The 17,058-nt window shown below is 72.2% G+C and carries 12 protein-coding genes and 1 pseudogene; 9 read left to right on the forward strand and 4 right to left on the reverse strand.

Going from position 1 to position 17,058, the window contains the following annotated elements; all coding sequences use genetic code 11:
• Positions 1-25: 25 nt before the first annotated feature.
• Positions 26-991: an ABC transporter substrate-binding protein gene (locus ACIBU0_RS11075; RefSeq protein ID WP_398815021.1), complete on the reverse strand. Its 966-nt coding sequence runs from the start codon at positions 989-991 to the stop codon at positions 26-28.
• Positions 992-1,639: 648 nt separating this feature from the next.
• Between ACIBU0_RS11075 and ACIBU0_RS11080 the strand changes: the two genes are divergently transcribed.
• From ACIBU0_RS11080 to ACIBU0_RS11095, 4 genes are all read left to right on the forward strand, one after another.
• Positions 1,640-2,863: an NADP-dependent malic enzyme gene (locus tag ACIBU0_RS11080; protein ID WP_398815023.1), complete on the forward strand. Its 1,224-nt coding sequence runs from the start codon at positions 1,640-1,642 to the stop codon at positions 2,861-2,863.
• Between the two features lie 224 nt (positions 2,864-3,087).
• The gene (locus tag ACIBU0_RS11085) at positions 3,088-4,050 is read left to right on the forward strand and encodes a zinc-binding dehydrogenase (RefSeq protein ID WP_398815026.1); all 963 of its coding nucleotides are present in this window, start codon (positions 3,088-3,090) and stop codon (positions 4,048-4,050) included.
• Between the two features lie 109 nt (positions 4,051-4,159).
• Positions 4,160-4,369 (forward strand): helix-turn-helix domain-containing protein, encoded by a 210-nt coding sequence (locus ACIBU0_RS11090; RefSeq protein WP_030952466.1) that lies wholly within the window; start codon positions 4,160-4,162, stop codon positions 4,367-4,369.
• Complete coding sequence (locus ACIBU0_RS11095; protein ID WP_398815030.1) at positions 4,369-4,941, forward strand: Clp protease N-terminal domain-containing protein; 573 nt, start codon at positions 4,369-4,371, stop codon at positions 4,939-4,941. Before ACIBU0_RS11090 ends, ACIBU0_RS11095 begins: the two co-directional genes overlap by 1 nt.
• Positions 4,942-5,094: 153 nt before the next feature.
• Here the strand turns inward: ACIBU0_RS11095 and ACIBU0_RS11100 are convergent, their stop codons facing one another.
• Both ACIBU0_RS11100 and ACIBU0_RS11105 read right to left on the reverse strand, forming a co-directional pair.
• Positions 5,095-6,150 carry a helix-turn-helix transcriptional regulator gene (locus tag ACIBU0_RS11100; protein ID WP_398815033.1) on the reverse strand — a complete coding sequence of 352 codons (1,056 nt, stop codon included), beginning with the start codon at positions 6,148-6,150 and terminating at the stop codon, positions 5,095-5,097.
• A 1-nt stretch (position 6,151) separates the two neighbouring features.
• Positions 6,152-7,141: a DUF4097 family beta strand repeat-containing protein gene (locus ACIBU0_RS11105; protein ID WP_398815036.1), complete on the reverse strand. Its 990-nt coding sequence runs from the start codon at positions 7,139-7,141 to the stop codon at positions 6,152-6,154.
• 169 nt (positions 7,142-7,310) lie between these two features.
• On the opposite strand from ACIBU0_RS11105, the pseudogene ACIBU0_RS11110 reads away from it, so the two are divergent.
• A pseudogene (locus ACIBU0_RS11110) lies at positions 7,311-8,150 on the forward strand (hypothetical protein); the annotation flags it as partial.
• A gap of 771 nt (positions 8,151-8,921) precedes the next feature.
• On the opposite strand, the gene ACIBU0_RS11115 reads toward ACIBU0_RS11110, so the two are convergent.
• Positions 8,922-9,104, reverse strand: coding sequence for a DUF6104 family protein (locus ACIBU0_RS11115; protein ID WP_003997970.1), 183 nt, complete (start codon positions 9,102-9,104; stop codon positions 8,922-8,924).
• A 190-nt stretch (positions 9,105-9,294) separates the two neighbouring features.
• On the opposite strand from ACIBU0_RS11115, the gene ACIBU0_RS11120 reads away from it, so the two are divergent.
• From ACIBU0_RS11120 to ACIBU0_RS11135, 4 genes are read left to right on the forward strand one after another with little or no spacing between them, the layout of a single operon-like run.
• Positions 9,295-9,702 (forward strand): CU044_2847 family protein, encoded by a 408-nt coding sequence (locus tag ACIBU0_RS11120; RefSeq protein ID WP_398815038.1) that lies wholly within the window; start codon positions 9,295-9,297, stop codon positions 9,700-9,702.
• Positions 9,703-9,704: 2 nt separating this feature from the next.
• Entirely contained in the window at positions 9,705-11,651 is a 1,947-nt protein-coding gene (locus tag ACIBU0_RS11125) for a trypsin-like peptidase domain-containing protein (RefSeq protein ID WP_398815041.1), read from the forward strand.
• A gap of 4 nt (positions 11,652-11,655) precedes the next feature.
• The gene (locus tag ACIBU0_RS11130; RefSeq protein WP_398815045.1) at positions 11,656-12,711 is read left to right on the forward strand and encodes an AAA family ATPase; all 1,056 of its coding nucleotides are present in this window, start codon (positions 11,656-11,658) and stop codon (positions 12,709-12,711) included.
• Entirely contained in the window at positions 12,711-17,024 is a 4,314-nt protein-coding gene (locus ACIBU0_RS11135; protein ID WP_398815048.1) for an SAV_2336 N-terminal domain-related protein, read from the forward strand. Before ACIBU0_RS11130 ends, ACIBU0_RS11135 begins: the two co-directional genes overlap by 1 nt.
• Positions 17,025-17,058 lie beyond the last annotated feature (34 nt).

Below are 17,058 nucleotides of genomic sequence, written 5' to 3' on the forward strand. Positions count from 1 at the left end.
GCCCTTCAGTACTTGCCCGGGACGGTCACTTGCCGCCGTTGATCGCGGCCTTGTCGATGGCGCCCGTCTCGGCGCCCCACTTCTCGAGGATCTTCTTGTACGTGCCGTCCTCGATGATCGCGTTGACGGCCTCTTCGAGAGCCGCGGTGAGCTCCTTGTTGTCCTTGTTCACCGCGATGCCGAACGGCTCGGCGGCGACCTGCTCGCCGACGACCTCGAAGTCGTTGCCGCCGCCGGCCTTGCGGGCCAGGTCCACGGCCACCGGGTAGTCGTTGACGCCGGCGACCGCGCCGCCCGACTTCACGCGGGTCTGGGCCTCGGTGTCGTTCTCGAACGACTCGATGTTGATCTTCTTCTTGCCGCCGTCCGTGCAGGCCTTGGACTGGGTCTGCAGCGCCTTCTCGTACGTCGTGCCGCGCTGCACGGCCGCCGTCTGGCCGCAGAGGTCCTCGATCGAGTTGATCTTCTTCGGGTTGCCCTTCTGGACGTACACGGCGGTGCCCGCGACGAAGTAGTCGACGAAGTCGACACCCGGACCGAGCTTCTTGCCCTTGTCGTCCAGGCCCTCCTGGCGCGCCTTGGTGTCCGTGATGGAGGACATGGCGACGTCGTAGCGGCCGGAGTTCAGGGCGGTGATGAGGCCGTCGAAGGAGCCGGAGGTGAACTGGAACTCCACGCCCAGCTGCTTGCCGAGCGCGGCGGCGATGTCGGGGTCGACGCCGACGATCTTGCCGCCCTCCTGGAACTCCATCGGGGCGTACTCGGCGTTCGTACCGGCCTTGATGACGCCCGCGTCCTGGATCTTCTTGGGCAGCTTGTCGAAGAGGGGGGCCGTGCTGGACTTGCCCGTCTCCTTCGTGCCCTCGCTGCCGCCGTCGTTCGTCTGGTCACCGCAGCCGGTGAGAATCAGTGCGCCTGCGACCGCGATCGAGCCGACCGCTGCCAGCCGGGAGCGTGCGGCGGTCGTACGACGGGTGGAGCGTGCGGTCATGGTGGGTTCCTCCGGCGGATGGGTGGAGTTGCCGATGGGGCGGACACTCGCCGATGGGGTCGGTGGGTGCCTTGGTTTCCTAGGTCGACGAGAGCACACGCCTTCGAGTGTCGCGACCTCGTGTGATTACGGCATCTTGCCATTCGGACTCAGCCATTCAGGGCGACCGTCATGTCAAAATCGGATAACGGGTGACCCCCGAACCGCCTCAGGTCGGTACATCACGGCCGGACCATCTCCGGGAATCCGCCCTTCCGGCCGGAAGATCTTCGGCATATCTCAGGATCTGGATCAGTCGGGCGCCGGTTTCGCTGCCGTCAGTGGCTTTTCATGGTATCTGGCGTCGATTGTCCGCTTATTTCGTCACGAATCACAGCGCTTCCGTCGCCGGGTCGTGTCCGATTCGTGTTGTCCGTGTGCGTGTTTCCCTTCTCGTCATGTGATCTTGCAGATATTGGACTCGTCGTCGGTACCGTCCGTCCGGTAAGAAGGTTCTTTACACCCCTCATCCGGGGCTCAGGGCGCGTGTGCGGCGCGCCCATCGCGCATGACCCGTACGCATCAACAGATCGGGGCATGCGCGGTCCCGCCCACCCCTCACCAGGAGTGGCCACCCTCAACCAATGAAGATTTAAGGGGTAAAACAAAGTGGCAGCGGAGATCGTCAATCCTCGCAGCGACAGCAATACGGATCAGGATGGCGGGGCCGAGCCCCTGGATTCCTTCGATCCGGCGTTCGCGCTGCACCGCGGCGGCAAGATGGCCGTGCAGGCCACCGTGCCGGTCCGCGACAAGGACGACCTGTCCCTCGCATACACGCCCGGCGTCGCGCGGGTGTGCACCGCGATCGCCGAGCAGCCGGCACTCGTCCACGACTACACGTGGAAGTCGTCCGTCGTGGCCGTGGTCACCGACGGCACGGCCGTGCTCGGCCTCGGGGACATCGGCCCCGAGGCCTCCCTTCCGGTGATGGAAGGCAAGGCGATTCTGTTCAAGCAGTTCGGCGGCGTGGACGCGGTTCCGATCGCGCTCGACTGCACGGACGTCGACGAGATCGTGGAGACGGTGGCGCGCCTCGCCCCGTCCTTCGGTGGTGTCAACCTGGAGGACATCTCGGCGCCGCGGTGCTTCGAGATCGAGCGCAAGCTCCAGGAGCGGGTCGACATCCCGGTCTTCCATGACGACCAGCACGGCACGGCGGTCGTGACGCTGGCGGCCCTGCGGAACGCCGCGCGGCTGAGCGGGCGGGCCATCGGGGACCTGCGGGCCGTCATCTCCGGCGCGGGCGCCGCCGGTGTCGCCATCGCCAAGATGCTGGTCGAGGCCGGCATCGGTGACGTGGCCGTCGCGGACCGCAAGGGCGTCGTCTCGGCCGACCGGGACGATCTGACGCCGGTCAAGCGCGAGCTCGCCGGGTTCACCAACAAGGCCGGCATCACCGGGTCGCTGGAGGCGGCTCTGGAGGGTGCGGACGTGTTCATCGGCGTTTCCGGCGGTACGGTCGCGGAGTCGGCGGTGGCTTCCATGGCCAAGGGCGCGTTCGTCTTCGCCATGGCCAACCCGAACCCCGAGGTGCACCCCGATGTCGCGCACAAGTACGCGGCGGTCGTGGCGACCGGGCGGTCCGACTTCCCGAACCAGATCAACAACGTGCTGGCGTTCCCGGGCATCTTCGCCGGTGCGCTGCAGGTGCGGGCCTCCCGGATCACCGAGGGGATGAAGATCGCGGCGGCGGAGGCGCTGGCGGGCGTGGTGGGCGACGACCTCGCCGCGGACTATGTCATCCCGTCGCCCTTCGACGAGCGGGTGGCTCCGGCGGTCACGGCGGCGGTTGCGGCCGCGGCACGGGCCGAGGGTGTTGCCCGGCGCTGAGATGAGTGTCGGTCGAGTGACCCCGTCCGGTGGTTGGGCGGGGTCATTTTCTTTGGGCCGGTTGGGCTGTTTGGGTGGGTTCGGCTCCGGTGGGGGCGCGTGGCGCACGGCCCGCGTGCCCACCAGGCTGCGGGCAGTCGTGCCGCTGGGCGCCTTGGCAAGAGGGCGTGTCTCACAGAGCGCTGCGGTTCCGTCGGTCGGTGGGGGCGCCTATCGTCAAGGTCATGTTCGCTGTCTATGCCGCCCGAATCGACCGCGACCAGCCGCTTTCCGGACTGGAGTTGGGGGAGCGGCCGGCTCCTGAGGTCCGTCCCGGCTGGAGCGCCGTCAAGGTCAAGGCCGCCTCCCTCAACCATCACGACCTCTGGTCACTGCGGGGCGTGGGTCTCGCAGAGGACAAGTTGCCGATGATCCTCGGGTGCGACGCCGCCGGCGTCGACGAGGACGGCAACGAGGTCGTCCTGCATTCCGTGATCGGACAGAGTGGGCACGGGGTGGGGCCGAAAGAGCCTCGTTCCATCCTCACCGAGCGGTATCAGGGCACGTTCGCGGAGCAGGTCGCCGTACCGACCTGGAACATCCTGCCCAAGCCCAAGGAGCTCTCCTTCGAGGAGGCCGCCTGTCTGCCGACCGCATGGCTGACGGCCTATCGGATGCTGTTCACGAACGCGGGCGTGCGGCCCGGCGACTCCGTGCTCGTACAGGGGGCCGGGGGCGGTGTCGCCACCGCTGCCATCGTGCTGGGGAAGGCCGCGGGGCTGCGCGTCTTCGCCACCAGCCGGGACGAGGCCAAGCGCAAGCGTGCCCTGGAGCTGGGGGCGGTGGAGGCCGTGGAGTCGGGGGCTCGGCTGCCGCAGCGGGTCGATGCCGTGATCGAGACCGTCGGTGCCGCCACCTGGTCGCACTCCGTCAAGTCGCTCAAGCCGGGCGGCACGCTGGTCATTTCCGGTGCCACCAGTGGTGACCGGCCCTCGCACGCCGAGCTCACGCGGATCTTCTTCCTGGAGCTGAAGGTGGTGGGGTCCACCATGGGGACCAAGGACGAGCTGGAGGATCTGCTCTCCTTCTGTGCCGCCACCGGGGTGCGGCCCGTGATCGACGAGGTGCTTCCCCTGGACCGGGCCCGGGAGGGCTTCGAGCGGATGGAGTCGGGGGAGCAGTTCGGGAAGATCGTGCTCACCAACTGACGGTTCTGCCGGCGCTACCTGCGGCGGGTTCGGGGCTTTGCCCTGGGCCCGCCGTTCCGTTTGTCAACTGGGGTTGACGGGGGCCGGTATGTCAACTTACGTTGACATCATGACCGAAGCAACAGATCTCGCCGAGCGGGCGGGGGATCGCGATCCACGGATCGGACTGCGGGCCGTCGCGGCGCTGCGCCGGCTGCTGGAGCAGTTGGAAGCCGTGCAGGTGCGCAGCGCGCGTAATCAGGGGTGGTCGTGGCAGGAGATCGCCGCGGAACTCGGGGTCAGCAGGCAGGCCGTGCACAAGAAGTACGGGAGGCGTTGATGTTCGAGCGGTTCACGAAGGATGCCCGGGCCGTGGTGACGGGGGCGGTCGAGCAGGCCGAGAGGGGCGGGGCGCAGACCGTCGACGCCGAGCACCTGCTGCTTGCCCTGCTGGAGCGAGAGGGGAGTCGGGCCTCGTTCGCGCTTGCCGCGCTCGGTGGCGGTGAGTGGGTGGAGTCGGTGCGGGGGGCGTTGGGTGAGGCTCGGCGGCGGGGCGGGTTGTCGCAGGCCGAGGCCGAGGCGCTGGCCGGGCTGGGGATCGATCTGGGGGAGATCGTCGCCCGGGTGGAGGAAGTGCACGGGGCCGGGGCGTTGTCCGGTGACGTCCAGGACAAGGGGTGGTGGTCCGGGCGACGGTCGTTCAGCCGGGGTGCCAAGGACGTGCTGGAGCGATCGCTGCGTGTCGCCGTCGCCCGCCGGGACCGGCACATCGGTGATGAACACATCCTCCTCGCCCTCACCAGCCGTCCCGGCGTGGCCGCCGAGGTTCTCGCCGATCACGGAGTGACCTACGAGTCCGTGACGCGGGTGCTGTACGGCGGGGGAGGAGCCGGTGAGGCCAAGGCAGGTTGACGGATGGGGGCGGGGGTGCGCCCGTGGGGCGGGTGGCGGGTGGCGGGTGGCGGGTGGCGGGTGGCGGGTGCCGGGTGTCGGGTGTCGCCGGGGTGCCGGTGAGGGCCCTGGGCCGTCGGCCGGGGTGGTTGCCGTGCTGCCCAGGGGCCGGTGTCAGGGCTTCGGTGTGCGCAGAAGTGCTCCGATGTGCGCCGCCGCCGTCGACAAGTGGCGGCGGGCGTCGCGGAGTTGGTCCGCTGTCACGCCATGGTCCCTCGCCGCGTCGCGGATGTCGTCGCGGAAGCGGTCGAGCAGGCGGTCCAGGTCGCGGGCCGGGTCGCCGGTGGGGGCCTCGTGGGCCCAGGCGGGTTCATAGTCGGCGGGGAAGTCCTCCGGCGTCTCGGAGTACTCGGGGTGCTGCCGCGCCGGCCTGGCGGCCCCGGTGCCCTGGCGGCCGAAGCCGAAGTCCCGGCCGAACTCCTTCCCGTAGTCCTTGCCGAAGTCGCCGAACTCCTTGGCCAGTTCCGTCAGGCCCTCCCGGACGCCCGTCGGCCAGTCGCCGCGCACGAAGTGGTCCTGCACGTGTTCCTGGACCCGGCGGGCGATGCGCTGGACCTCCTCCTGGGCCTGGGCCCGGGCGCGGTCCTGTGCCTCCTTGGCCTGGCGCCGGGCGCGCTGGGCCTCCTCACGGGCGCGGCGGCTCTCGTCCTTGGCGCGGCGGGCCTGTTCCTTCCACTCCTGCTTGGCGCGGCGCATCTCCTCCTTGGCGGCGCGCCACGCCTCCTTGTCGGTGTAGTCCGAGAAGTCGCCGAAGGGGGAGTCCGCCTTGGCTCCGTTCCCCTGGCGGGCCTCCGACGCCGCTGCGCGCATCTCGCGCCGCAGGTCGCCCGCCGCGCCGCGCACATCGGCCCGGATCTCGGCGGCGAGTTCGGCGACCGACTCCCTGATCTCCAGCTCCAGGTCGGCCAGCTCGCCGCTGCGGTCGGCCAGTTCCGCGCGGCCGGCGTCCGTGATGGCGTACACCTTGCGGCCGCCCTCGGTGGTGTGCGTGACCAGGCCCTCGGCCTCCAGCTTGGCCAGGCGGGGGTAGACGGTGCCGGCCGACGGTGCGTAAAGACCCTGGAAGCGCTCTTCGAGGAGGCGGATCACCTCGTAGCCGTGGCGCGGGGCCTCGTCCAGCAGCTTCAGCAGGTAGAGGCGGAGGCGGCCATGGGCGAAGACGGGGGGCATGTCAGAGCACCTTCTTGTCGGTCGTGCCGTCGGCCGGGGCGTGGGGCGGGGCGTCGGTCGGCTGATCGCCCTGGCCGGAGACGGAATTGTCCCCCGAGTTGTTCTGCGTGCCGCTCACCGGGGCGGCCGTCGGGTCCGCAGGGGGCTCCGGGTCCTCCCAGGCCTCCGCCTCCCACGGCTCGTCCTCCTTGGGCGGGCGGCGTAGCAGGGCGATCGAGCCGGAGACCGTCGTCGCCCGGAGCTTGCCGGTGCCGGCGCCCAGGCGGCCGGTGACCTTGTGGGCGCCCCATTGGCCGTGGACCCGGAGGTCCTCGAAGGCGTTGGAGATGGTGCCGCTCGCGGTGTTGGCCTCGACATCCGCGTCCGCCGGGGCCGGCAGGCGGATCGCGATCTCGCCGGAGACGCTGGTCAGCCGCACGTCGGTCGGGCCGTCCGGGTCGAGGTCGACGATCATGGAGCCGCTCACCGAGTCGGCCTTCACGGCGGAGCCGGAGCCCTCGACGACCGTGAGGTCGCCGGAGACGGAGTTGAAGCGGAGGTCGCCGGTGACGGCCTGCGCCTCCAGGTTCCCCGAGACGGTGTCGGCGCGGACCGGGCCGGACAGGCCGACGAGGGTCGTGTCGCCGGTGACGCCCTTGACGACCGACGGGCCCTGGATCCCGGAGACCACCGCCCCGGCGCCGACGACGCCCACTTCGACGCGCGTGTCGGCCGGCACCGCCAGGGAGACCACCGCGCTGCGCCGCCAGCCCTTGCGGTCGAGCCACTTGAGGAAGCCCTTCCAGGGCAGGTCCTCGTACGCCACCGTCAGTGTGCCGCCCTGTTGGGTGACCACCAGGGGTGGGCCCTCGATCTCGGAGACCTCCAGGCGGGCGGAACCTTCGTCCGTCCCCACGACGTTCACCGTTCCATTGACGATGCGCACCTGGAGCTCGCTCACCGGCTCCTCGAAGGTGAGCTTCCTGGGCTCTGCTACGGACCACTCGGACATGTGCGGACCTCCTGGGCGACCGGACGCGGCCGCACGGGCCGGACCTGAACGCGACACGCCATATCGCGTCTTACGTAATTCACGATATATCGCGGACGCGGAAAGTCAAGGCACTCGTTCTGGTGATCACAAATCACGTGAGGTGGACAAACCGGCCTAGCGTGGTGCCATGTCGACGGAAGAGCCCAGGACCGCCCGCCGGGTCCGCCCCACCCCGGGCGCCCTGCTGCTCTGCCGCGCGGAGCCCGAGTCCGTCGCCTCCGCCGCCCAGCTGCTGCGCGAGCCCATGCTGCTCGCGCCGGCCGGCGGGGAGTGGAGCGTGCTCGTCCCCGAGGGCCGGCCCTGGCAGGAGGGCGGCGAACCGGTCGACCGCGTCCTCACCGGCTGGGCCACCGCCCTCGCCGTCGGCACCTCCTGGCCGGTCCTCGCCCTCTGGTGGGACGCCGACCGCGCCGGATACACCCTCGCCTCCGGCTTCCGCCGCCCCGTCGGCTACATCTGGCTCGCCAACGGAACCCCGGTCGGCGAGGACGAGGCCATGCGCACCTTCGCCGGCCGGCTCGGCCTCGATCCGGTCCTGGACGTGCAGGCCCTCGACGAGCTGACGCGCCCCGATTCGGTGGCCGACGCACGGGCACGCATGCGTGGCCTCATCGCCGTCCTCACACGCGCGGGCGTCTCCCTGCCCGACGGCCTCACTCCCGGCGCCAGCGCCGACCGCCTCCACGAGGCCGCCCGTCTCCAGCCGCACGCCCGCATCGAGTGGTCGGGCTGGCGCGACGCCTTCCGCGCGGAACTCGACGCCGTCGAGGGCGGCCGCCTCGGCCCCTGGCTCCCCTGGGCAGGCGGCCCCAAGGCCCACGCGCTGGCCCTCGCCCAGGTGGCGGCCGGCCTGCCCCTCGCGGCCTGGGGACTGCGGCGCCGCAGCGGAGGCTGGATCGTCGCGGGCGCCGTCCTGCTGGCGCACGGCGCGTTGGGGCTGGCGTACGAGGCGGTGCGGCCGCTGGACCGACGGCGGGGTGACGTCTGCGTCGGCTGTTGGGTGGGGGGTGGTGTGGCGTGTGCTGTGGCTGCTGGACGGGTGGTGTGGTGGGGTTTGCGTCGGCTGTTGGGCGGGCGGTGTTGTGACGTGCGCTGTGGCCGATGGACGAGGGGTCCTGCGGAGTGTCGTCCGTCATCTGGACCGGCTGCAACGACGCGCGCTCCGGGCGCTGGACGGGTGGTGTGGGAGCGTCTGCGCCGGCTGTTGGGCGGGCGGTGCGATGACCGTGCTGCGGTCGAGGGACGGACAGTGCCACGAAAGGTCGTCCGGCCGTTGGATCGGCTGCCATGACGCATGCTTCGTCCGCTGGACCAGTTGCACCGACGCGCGCTTCGTCCGCTGGACCGGCGGTGCCATGGCGTGTGCGTCGTCCGGAGGGGCCGTCCGTCGTCAGCCGTACAAGGTGCTGCGGCGCGCCGCTCGACAGACCCGGAGTCCGACGGGCGGGCGAGGCTCGCGGCCAGCGGCGCGACAGTGGTGCGAGGTTCGCGGCTCGCTGTGCGACATCGGATGGTGTGCCCCGCGTGCGGCATCGGATGGTGCGCCCCGCGTGCGACACCGCATGGCGTGCCCCGCATCCGGTGTCTGACGGTGTGCGCCGCCCGCGCTGGAGCCCGGAGCGGTGGGAGGGCCGTCCGACGTGAAGGGCGCCCGCAGCAGGGCGCCCGGACAGGAAGCGTCCGCCAAGGACGTCCCGAGAGCGGCCCCCCTCACGCCGGACAGGGGCCGACCGGTTCGCTATACGTCGTCGTCCTCGTCGTCCAGGCGGGCCAGCCACGTCGCCAGCCGCTCCACCGGTACCTCGAAGTCCGGGTTCAGGTCGACGAACGTGCGCAGCTGCTCGGCCAGCCACTCGAAGGTGATCTCCTCCTCGCCGCGCCGCTTCTCCAGTTCTTCGATGCCTCGGTCGGTGAAGTACACGGATGCTCTCCTGGGGCTGGGCCTGGGGCCATGGGTCGTACTCCTTCAGGTTATGTGGGCCCGGGACCTGGGGCGTACCGCTCTGTTTCCGCACGCCACGCACGCGTGCCGGGGCACAATGTCCGCGGGCGCGACGAAAGCGCCAACCGATCAGGGGCGCAGGGGAGTTGCCCCGGAGTGCGGGGGAGCCATGGAGCGGAGGATCCAGGAGATCGAGCTGCCCGGCGGGGAGACGGTGCTCGCCAGGGTCGGGATCCTCGAGGCCGACGAGATTCCCGGCGAGCAGGACGGATTCGCTTACGACGACGTCGGTGCCCTCGATCAGCTCTCCGCCCGGGTTCAGCGACTGAACGAGCTCGTCACGGGCGTCGGCAGCGCGGTCCTCGCGGCGGGCCGGGCCGCCGGACCGGACGAGATCAGTGCCACGTTCGGCATCGAACTCGCGGCCAAGCCCGGCAAGGTCGTGGCCCTCCTCACGGACGGCGAGGCAAAGGCGGCGATCTCGGTGACGCTGACCTGGCACGCGAACGGACGTGCCACACAGCGGGCCGGGGACGGCACAGGGAGTGGAGAAGGCGGCGGCGCCGGCGGAGCCTGACCGTGTCCGAACTGGAAGACCTGACGCGTGAGGCCACCGTGCGCCTGGGACCGGCCGGCGACCCCGACGTGCTGTGGGGCAGTGGGTTCTTCGTCGCGCCCGGCTGGGTGCTCAGCTGCGCCCACGTCCTGCTCCTCGGCGAGGACGGCGAGCGGACGGGACCGTTACGGGTCTCGGGCGAGCATGGAGCGGCCCGCGCCCGGCCCGCCTACTGGCTGGGCTCCCGCACGGACCCCGAGCAGGACCTCGTCCTGCTCCGGCTGCTGGACGACGTGCCACACGAGTGCGTACGGCTCAGCGATCGCTACGACCGGCCGCACGAGATCACCGCGTTCGGCTGGCGCCTGCGCTCGGGCGGCCCCGAGACATGGAGCGGCCGCTGCCTGGTGAACGGCACCGACGGTGAGTACGGCGTCACCCTGGGCCCGCAGAGCGAGATACCGCACGGCACCTCCGGCGGCCCCGTCCTGGACCGGCTGCACGGGGTGGTGGCCGGAGTCGTCAAGGCGCGCCGCCGGGGCCAGGACGGCGGGCTCGCCGTCGCCGCCACCGCCCTGCGCGGCTTCCGCGAAGCGATCGCCCTGGACGGCGAGGGCGACCTGGGCCCCGACCCGTACCACGCCCTCATCCGCGCACACGACCAGTGGCACCACCGCCGCCACCGGGACCGGGTGACCCGCCGCACCTGCTGGATCGCCGCACAGGAGCGGCTGGCCGCGCCGCACGCGCGCGTGTGGAGGCCGTCCGACGGCGCCACCGCCTGCGCTCTCCTGGCCGACCTGCCGCTGCCCGACGGAACGGACACCCTGCGACGGCTCATCAAGGTCGTCCTCGACATGGAGCCGCACTGGCGGGGCGCGCCACCGCCGCGGGACTGGCGCGACGGCCACGGCTGGCTGTACGACCGCAGTGAGCGGGCCGACATCGCCTTTCTGCACTATCTGACCCTCGTCGCCCAGTGGTGCGCCCGGGACTGTGCGGGGTCCGTCACCGACCTGGAGGAGTGGCTGCGCGAACGCGTGGAGGCACTCCCGGACGGCGAGCGGGGGCTGCTCAAGGACAAGCTGTCGGCCGGCCGGACGTCGGCGCGTGCGGCGCCGCCCGCGCCACAGCCCAAGAGCGACGACGGGCGCAACCCCGTGGTGACCGTCGTCCTGGAGCCCGACGCCTTCCACCCCGCCGACCGGTTCCACTGGCGGGTCTGGATCTGGCCCGGCGGATCCGCGACGGCCCGCTCCTGGGCCGAGTCGGACGGCCTGGAAGGCGTACCGCTGACCGCGCTGCAGGACGAGCTGCGAGCGCCCTTGGGCAAGGCGTTCCAGCTGCTCGACTCCCACCACCGGCGAGCCCGGCTGGAAATCGCCCTGCCCGTCGAGCACTTCGACATGGACGTCGACTTCTGGCGGCCCCAGGCCGCCGTCCGCAGCTACCGCCTGCACCCCGCCGAGCGTCCCCTCGGTGTGCACCGGCAGGTCGTGCTCCGGTGCCTCGGCGACAGCCGCGGCCGCACCGCGACAGCCTGGCGGGAGCGCTGGCGGGCCCTCGACGAAGGCGGCCTGGAGGCCCTTCCGCTGAGCCCGCCCGCGTACACGCGCACCACGTTGGAGTCGGCACCCGGCCCCGCCGTGCCCGTGCTGTGCCGGACAGCGGCCGAAAGCACGCAGGCCCTTGAGGAGGCGATCGGCGCGGGCTACGGACTCGCCCTGTGGGCTCGCGGCGTCCAGCACACGTACGGCTGCGGGCAGCAGTGCGTGGACCTGCACGAACACACGGCCAAGCTGCTGCGCCGCACCGGCCGCGCCATGGCGCTCCCCGAGGCGCTGCGCCGGCTGCGTGAACGCATAGGTGAGTGCGACGAGGAAGCGGAGTGGGCCGAGCCGCTGGCCCTCCTCTTCGACGATCCGCAGCGCCCCGTCCCACGGTGCAACGAGCCCCTGAACTCGCCCTGAACCGATGCCCACAGCCCGAGGAGGGCCCGTGACAACCCCCGACTGGTACGTCTTCACAGGCTCGGGCGAGCCCCACCCGGGCATCACCCGACTGCCCGCCCCACCACCCTGGCGCGACTTCGACGGCGGCCCGCCGCTGACCGACCCGCCGCCCCTGGGCACCGAGTCCACCCGCCGCCTCGGCGGCCACGGCAGCCGTGCGACGGCCTGGCGCCCCGAGGAACTGGACCTGGTCAACGCCGCCCTGCACCTGCGCAGGCCACTGCTCGTCACCGGTGACCCAGGCTCCGGCAAGTCCACTCTCGCGCACGCCCTCGCCCATGAACTCGGCCTCGGCCGCGTACTCCACTGGCCCATCGTCAGCCGGACCACCCTGCGCGACGGCCTGTACAGCTATGACGCCATCGCCCGGCTCCAGGACATCCAGATGGCCAGGGAACTCGGCGAGCGGGCCGGCACGGACATCGGAGAGTACGTGCGCCTCGGGCCCCTGGGCACCGCCCTGCTCCCTTACGAGCGGCCGCGCGTGCTGCTCGTGGACGAACTCGACAAGAGCGACATCGACCTGCCGAACGACTTGCTGAACGCGCTGGAGGAGGGCGAGTTCACCGTGCCCGAACTGCAGCGGATCGCCCGGGTGGAACCGACCACCGAGGTGCTCACCGACGACGGCGGCCGGGCCCCGGTGACCGACGGCAAGGTGCGCTGCCGCGCCTTCCCGGTGGTCGTGATGACGAGCAATCGCGAACGCGACTTCCCTGCCCCGCTGCTGCGCCGCTGCGTCCATCTCGACCTGCCCTCGCCGACGAACGACCGCGCGGGCGCCGACCGCCTGGCCGCCATGGTCAGCGCTCACTTCGGCGACGGGGACGCCATGGAGTACGAGACACTGATCCAGCACTTCCTGCAGAGCAGCCCGGGATCCCTGCGCGCCGCCGACCAGCTCCTCAACGCCGTCTATCTGACCCAGCAGTCACTGCGCGCCGCCCACCCCGACCGGCAGCGGCTGGCCGAACTGCTGATGCGCCCGCTCGACCACGGCGACCACGGAGCGCGCTGATGACGGACGGGGGCGCGATCGGCAGGCTGGTCGAACGGCTGCGCGCACTGGGTGCCGAACCCTCCGCCCGGGAGCTCGCGGAGGCCCTGTGGCTGGCCCGCCACCTGAGCCCGGTCGAGCCGTCGGCGCCACCCGAGGAGCCCCCGCGGCCACGCCCGGCCGCAGCGGACGCGAAGCCCCCGCCGGCCCGGCAGCCGACTCCGCGACAGCAGGACCCGTCCGGCCCCGAGGCCGACCGGGCCCGCCTGTACCCGGACCCCACGCCCTCCGGCCCGCCCGCCGCGACGGCCACACCCGACGACTCCTTCGTCCGCGTGCGCGTCCCCGCGGCAACGGCTCTGCCCCGCTCCTTGCGGCTCCAGCGGGCCCTTCGGCCGCTCCAGCGCTACCACCCGCCGGTCCGCGCCGTCGCCCACCGGCTGGACGAACAGGCCACCGCGGAACGCGCCGCGGAGACCGGCCTGCTGCTGCCCGTCCTCACACCCGTCGTCCGCCGTCAGGCCCGGCTGCGGCTGCTGATGGACGCCTCGACGTCGACACCCGTCTGGGACAAGGCCCTCGGAGAGCTCAGCCAGATCTGCGCGGGCACCGGCGCCTTCCGGGAGGTGCTCGTCCACTACGTCCACGAAGGCCCCGACGGGTCGCTCCTCGTCGCACCCTCGCGCCGCCGCGACCGTGCGCCGCGCCCCGCCGAGCAACTGCGCGATCCGACCGGCCACCAGCTGACCCTCGTCCTCAGCGACTGCGCCGGACCGCTGTGGCGCGACGGCCGGATGCAGAGACTCCTTCACGACTGGGCGCAGGCGGCACCGGTCGCCGTCGTCCAGCCGCTGCCCCAGAGGATGTGGCAGCGCACCCACCTGCCGGCGCTCCCCGGCACCCTGCGCCGCCGTGAAGGGCTCGGCGCCCGCATGCAGTTCACCCCCGCCGACCCGCTGGTCACCGCACTGCCCGTGCCGGTGCTCGGCCTGACCGGCGCGGCGTTCGGCACCTGGGCGAGGCTGCTGTCCGGCAGCACGGGAGTGACCCTGCCGTCCGCCGCGGCCTGGGTCCGCCCGGACCACACCGCATCGGAGCGCGACGGGGCCGGGCCCGGCGAGCTGGCCGAGGAACCGCTGACCGTCTTCCGCGTGACCGCCTCCCACCACGCCGTGGAACTCGCCGTACTGCTGTCCGCCGTACCCCTCACCATCCCGGTGATGCAGCTCGTCCAGCGCGCCATGCTGCCCGCGACCGGCCCGGCCGCGCTCGCGGAGGTGATGCTCAGCGGGCTGCTGCGCGGGAGCGGCCGCGACGACTGGTACGAGTTCCTGCCGGGGGTGCGCGAACAGCTCCTGCACCTGCTGCCTCTCGGCGACGCCCTGCTCGTGCTGAAGCACTGCGGCGACTACGTCGACCGGCACTTCGGCCGCCGGGCCCGCAACTTCCCCGCCCTGGCCCACGCCCTGCTCACCGGCGGCGAGCCGCCGGGGGGCGTCGAGGCAGGCGTACCAGGGGCGTTCGCGGAAGTGTCGCGGATGGTGGTGCGGCGGTACGGAGGTGAGACGGCGAAGCCGGAGGGCCGGCGAGGCGGGACGGCGCCGCCGAAGGCGCACGGGGTTTCCGTACGCTGCACGATTCTCCACGCGGGCTACGACCGGCCTTGGGCCGTCTGGGCGGAGCGGGCGCTGACCTCGTACGGCGTGGAGGTCGTGCTGACCCGGTGGGATCCGGGCCCGGACCGCGACCTGGAAGACGCCCTGGCGACGCTGCGGGATCTGGAGCACGTACGTGCGCGGGCCGACCGTGTCCTGGTGATGCTGAGCGAGGCGCTGCTCCAGCCCGGTGTCCGTCGGCTCGAGGAGTGGCGGGAGGCACTCTCCCTGGTCGGCCGGGGAAGGCCCGGGCTCTTCGCCCTGACCGCCCTGGGAGCGCGGATCCCGGAGGAGAGCTGGCCGGAATTCCCCCCGCGTCTGGACGAAGGCGATGAGGCGCAGGCCGAAGAGGTGTTGCTGGCGGCGCTCGGCCTCGACATCGGGATCTCGACCAGCCGCGGCCCGACCCTGACGACACGCTTCCCCCGAGCGATGAGGCTCGACGAGGCGCAGGTGCCCTCGCGCGACCTCCACTTCACCGGACGAGACGACCTGCTCCATGCCCTGCCCGAACGTTTGAGGCAGGCCCGGCGGGCCGGAGCCGTCCTCGTCCTGAGCGGGGCGGCGGGCGTCGGGAAGACCGCGATGGCGGTCGAGTACGTGCATCGGTTCGGCGGCGACTACGACGAGGTGCGGTGGACGGCGTCGGGGGAGGCCGTACCCCTGAGCCGGCGCTTGTCGCCGAACCGCCGCCTGTTGGTCGTCGACCACTGGGACGGCCAGGACGTCGATGTGCTGGCCGAACTGGCCACGCAGGCCCAGGTGTTGGTCACGGCGCGGGCGGTGCCCGACTCCCTTCGGTGCCGAGTCGTGCCGGTCGGGGCCCTCACCCGGCAGGAGTCGGTCGCGTACCTCATGCGGATGCTGCGCGTCTCCCGCGCGGAGGCCGAGTCGCGGGCCCTGGCCTGCGCCGACCATCCGGCGGCACTGGTGCGAGTGGTGGACCGGGCCCCGGTGCCGACCCGTGCCGCTGTCCCTGCGCTGCGGCAGCTGGACGACCTGGCCCAGCGCTGTGTGGTGGGCCTCAGCGCCGACGGTACGGCCGCGACGCACATCGCCTGCGGTGTGCTGGTGGCGCCGGGTTGGGTTCTCACGTTGGCGGAGGCGTTGGGGGAGGAGGGCACCTTCACGGTGGCTCTGGCCGACGGGCGCACGGTCCCCGGGCAGTTGGCGCACGTCCCCGCGTCGCTCCGGGAACCCCGGCCCGCTCTGGTGCGGCTGCCCGAAGGAGTCGATCACGAGTGCGCGTGGCTCGCCGACTCGGCGCCGGTGCTGCCGGTCTCTGCCACGTCCGGCCGCGAATACGTCGTCGGAGGCCCTGAGGCGCGGGTGTCCGCCGTGGGCCGTCCCGTCGTCGACCGGGAGTTCGGCACGGTCGTGGGTCTGGCGCTGCCACGCCGGAGCAGCCGTCCGGAGGGCGACATGTTCGTGTCCACGACGGCGCTGCGCGCCCAGTTCGAGGAGGTCGAGCCGACGGCGTACCTGTGGCGGGACATCATGCGCGCACACGACCGCTACCACCTCGGCCGGCTCGACCACGCGGAGAGCTGGCCCGCGGTCCAGCAGGGGCTTGCGCAGGGGGAGAGCGCAGAGGCCTTCACCCCGGCGCTCCGCACCCGTCTGTACGGAGTCGTCGCGTCCCTGACCGCTCCCTCCGGCCGGGAGGAGGCGCGGGTCCCGCTGGCGATGGCGGGCGTCGAGGTGAACGACGCGCCGCGCGACTGGGGGGACGGGCTGCGGCTGCTGGCCGCCTACGGCCAAGGACTGGGGATCATCGCCCTGTGCGCGGCGCACATCTGGGCCCTTCGTCTCGGGGCGGGCCACGGGGAGGACCACCGGGCGCTGGTCGAACTGCGGGCGTGGACGGAGGACGTGGCGCTCACCCGTCTTGACAGGCAGGCGCGGCGGCAGGTGCTCGACGTCCTGAACAAGGGGCGGTCACTTGCCCGTTGGGACATCTTCGTGGAACTGGTCCAGGCCCCCGACGGCCACGGCTGGCGAGTGTGCCGCCGGGCAGGGGAGGACCTGCGGACCGTCCAGGAGAGCACGGGCGGATGGCCCTCGCCCCTGTCGGCGTACCGCCACAGCGAGTTCGAGGCGGCCGTCAGGTTCAGTGAGGCGCACGGTGAGCGGGCGCACGTCGTCTTCGTCGTGCCGCCCGGCCCGCTGCTCGACGAGCCGTTCGAGGAATGGGAGACCGCACACGAGCGGTTGGGGCAGCGGTGCCGTGTCAGTGCGGCGCTGGAGCGGGAGAACCTGTTCCACCAGGACGACGAGGCATCACGGAGATTCCGCTGGGCCGGCGTCAGCAACGGCCCGCTGCGGCCCCTGCCTTTGACGCACGAGTCCGGACGGGACCCGCACGGCGAGCTGCTGTTCGCGCCCCTGGGGGCCGTGCCGGTCCACTGCGGAACGCTGAGCACCGGCAGGGGAATCGGCGTGCTGGAGGCAGCGCTGGGCAACGGGTACGGACTGATGCTGTGGCGGCGGAGCGACGACCACCACGACTGCGCGGAGTTCCATGCCCGGGCCGCCGAGCTGGTGGACTCCGCCGTTACGGCCGCGGACCTCCTCGAACGGGTCCGCCTGCTCCGCGTCGCCCCGGACGACCCGGCCAACGCCTGGGCCCGGGGCCTCGCGGTCCTCTACGACCCGCCCCTCGGACACGCACTCTTCTGAGGGCGGCTGAGAACGGAACCGGCCCCGACGCCTC

The sequence above is a fragment of the Streptomyces sp. NPDC049627 genome (genome assembly GCF_044465645.1).
In the GTDB taxonomy this organism is placed as follows: domain Bacteria; phylum Actinomycetota; class Actinomycetes; order Streptomycetales; family Streptomycetaceae; genus Streptomyces.

Excerpts from the sequence above, each read along its gene's own strand:
- ACIBU0_RS11075 (WP_398815021.1), bottom strand. The coding sequence starts at position 991 with ATGACCGCACGCTCCACCCGTCGTACGACCGCCGCACGCTCCCGGCTG.
- ACIBU0_RS11085 (WP_398815026.1), top strand. The coding sequence starts at position 3,088 with ATGTTCGCTGTCTATGCCGCCCGAATCGACCGCGACCAGCCGCTTTCC.
- ACIBU0_RS11090 (WP_030952466.1), top strand. The coding sequence starts at position 4,160 with ATGACCGAAGCAACAGATCTCGCCGAGCGGGCGGGGGATCGCGATCCA.
- ACIBU0_RS11095 (WP_398815030.1), top strand. The coding sequence starts at position 4,369 with ATGTTCGAGCGGTTCACGAAGGATGCCCGGGCCGTGGTGACGGGGGCG.
- ACIBU0_RS11100 (WP_398815033.1), bottom strand. The coding sequence starts at position 6,150 with ATGCCCCCCGTCTTCGCCCATGGCCGCCTCCGCCTCTACCTGCTGAAG.
- ACIBU0_RS11105 (WP_398815036.1), bottom strand. The coding sequence starts at position 7,141 with ATGTCCGAGTGGTCCGTAGCAGAGCCCAGGAAGCTCACCTTCGAGGAG.
- ACIBU0_RS11120 (WP_398815038.1), top strand. The coding sequence starts at position 9,295 with ATGGAGCGGAGGATCCAGGAGATCGAGCTGCCCGGCGGGGAGACGGTG.
- ACIBU0_RS11130 (WP_398815045.1), top strand. The coding sequence starts at position 11,656 with ATGCCCACAGCCCGAGGAGGGCCCGTGACAACCCCCGACTGGTACGTC.
- ACIBU0_RS11135 (WP_398815048.1), top strand. The coding sequence starts at position 12,711 with ATGACGGACGGGGGCGCGATCGGCAGGCTGGTCGAACGGCTGCGCGCA.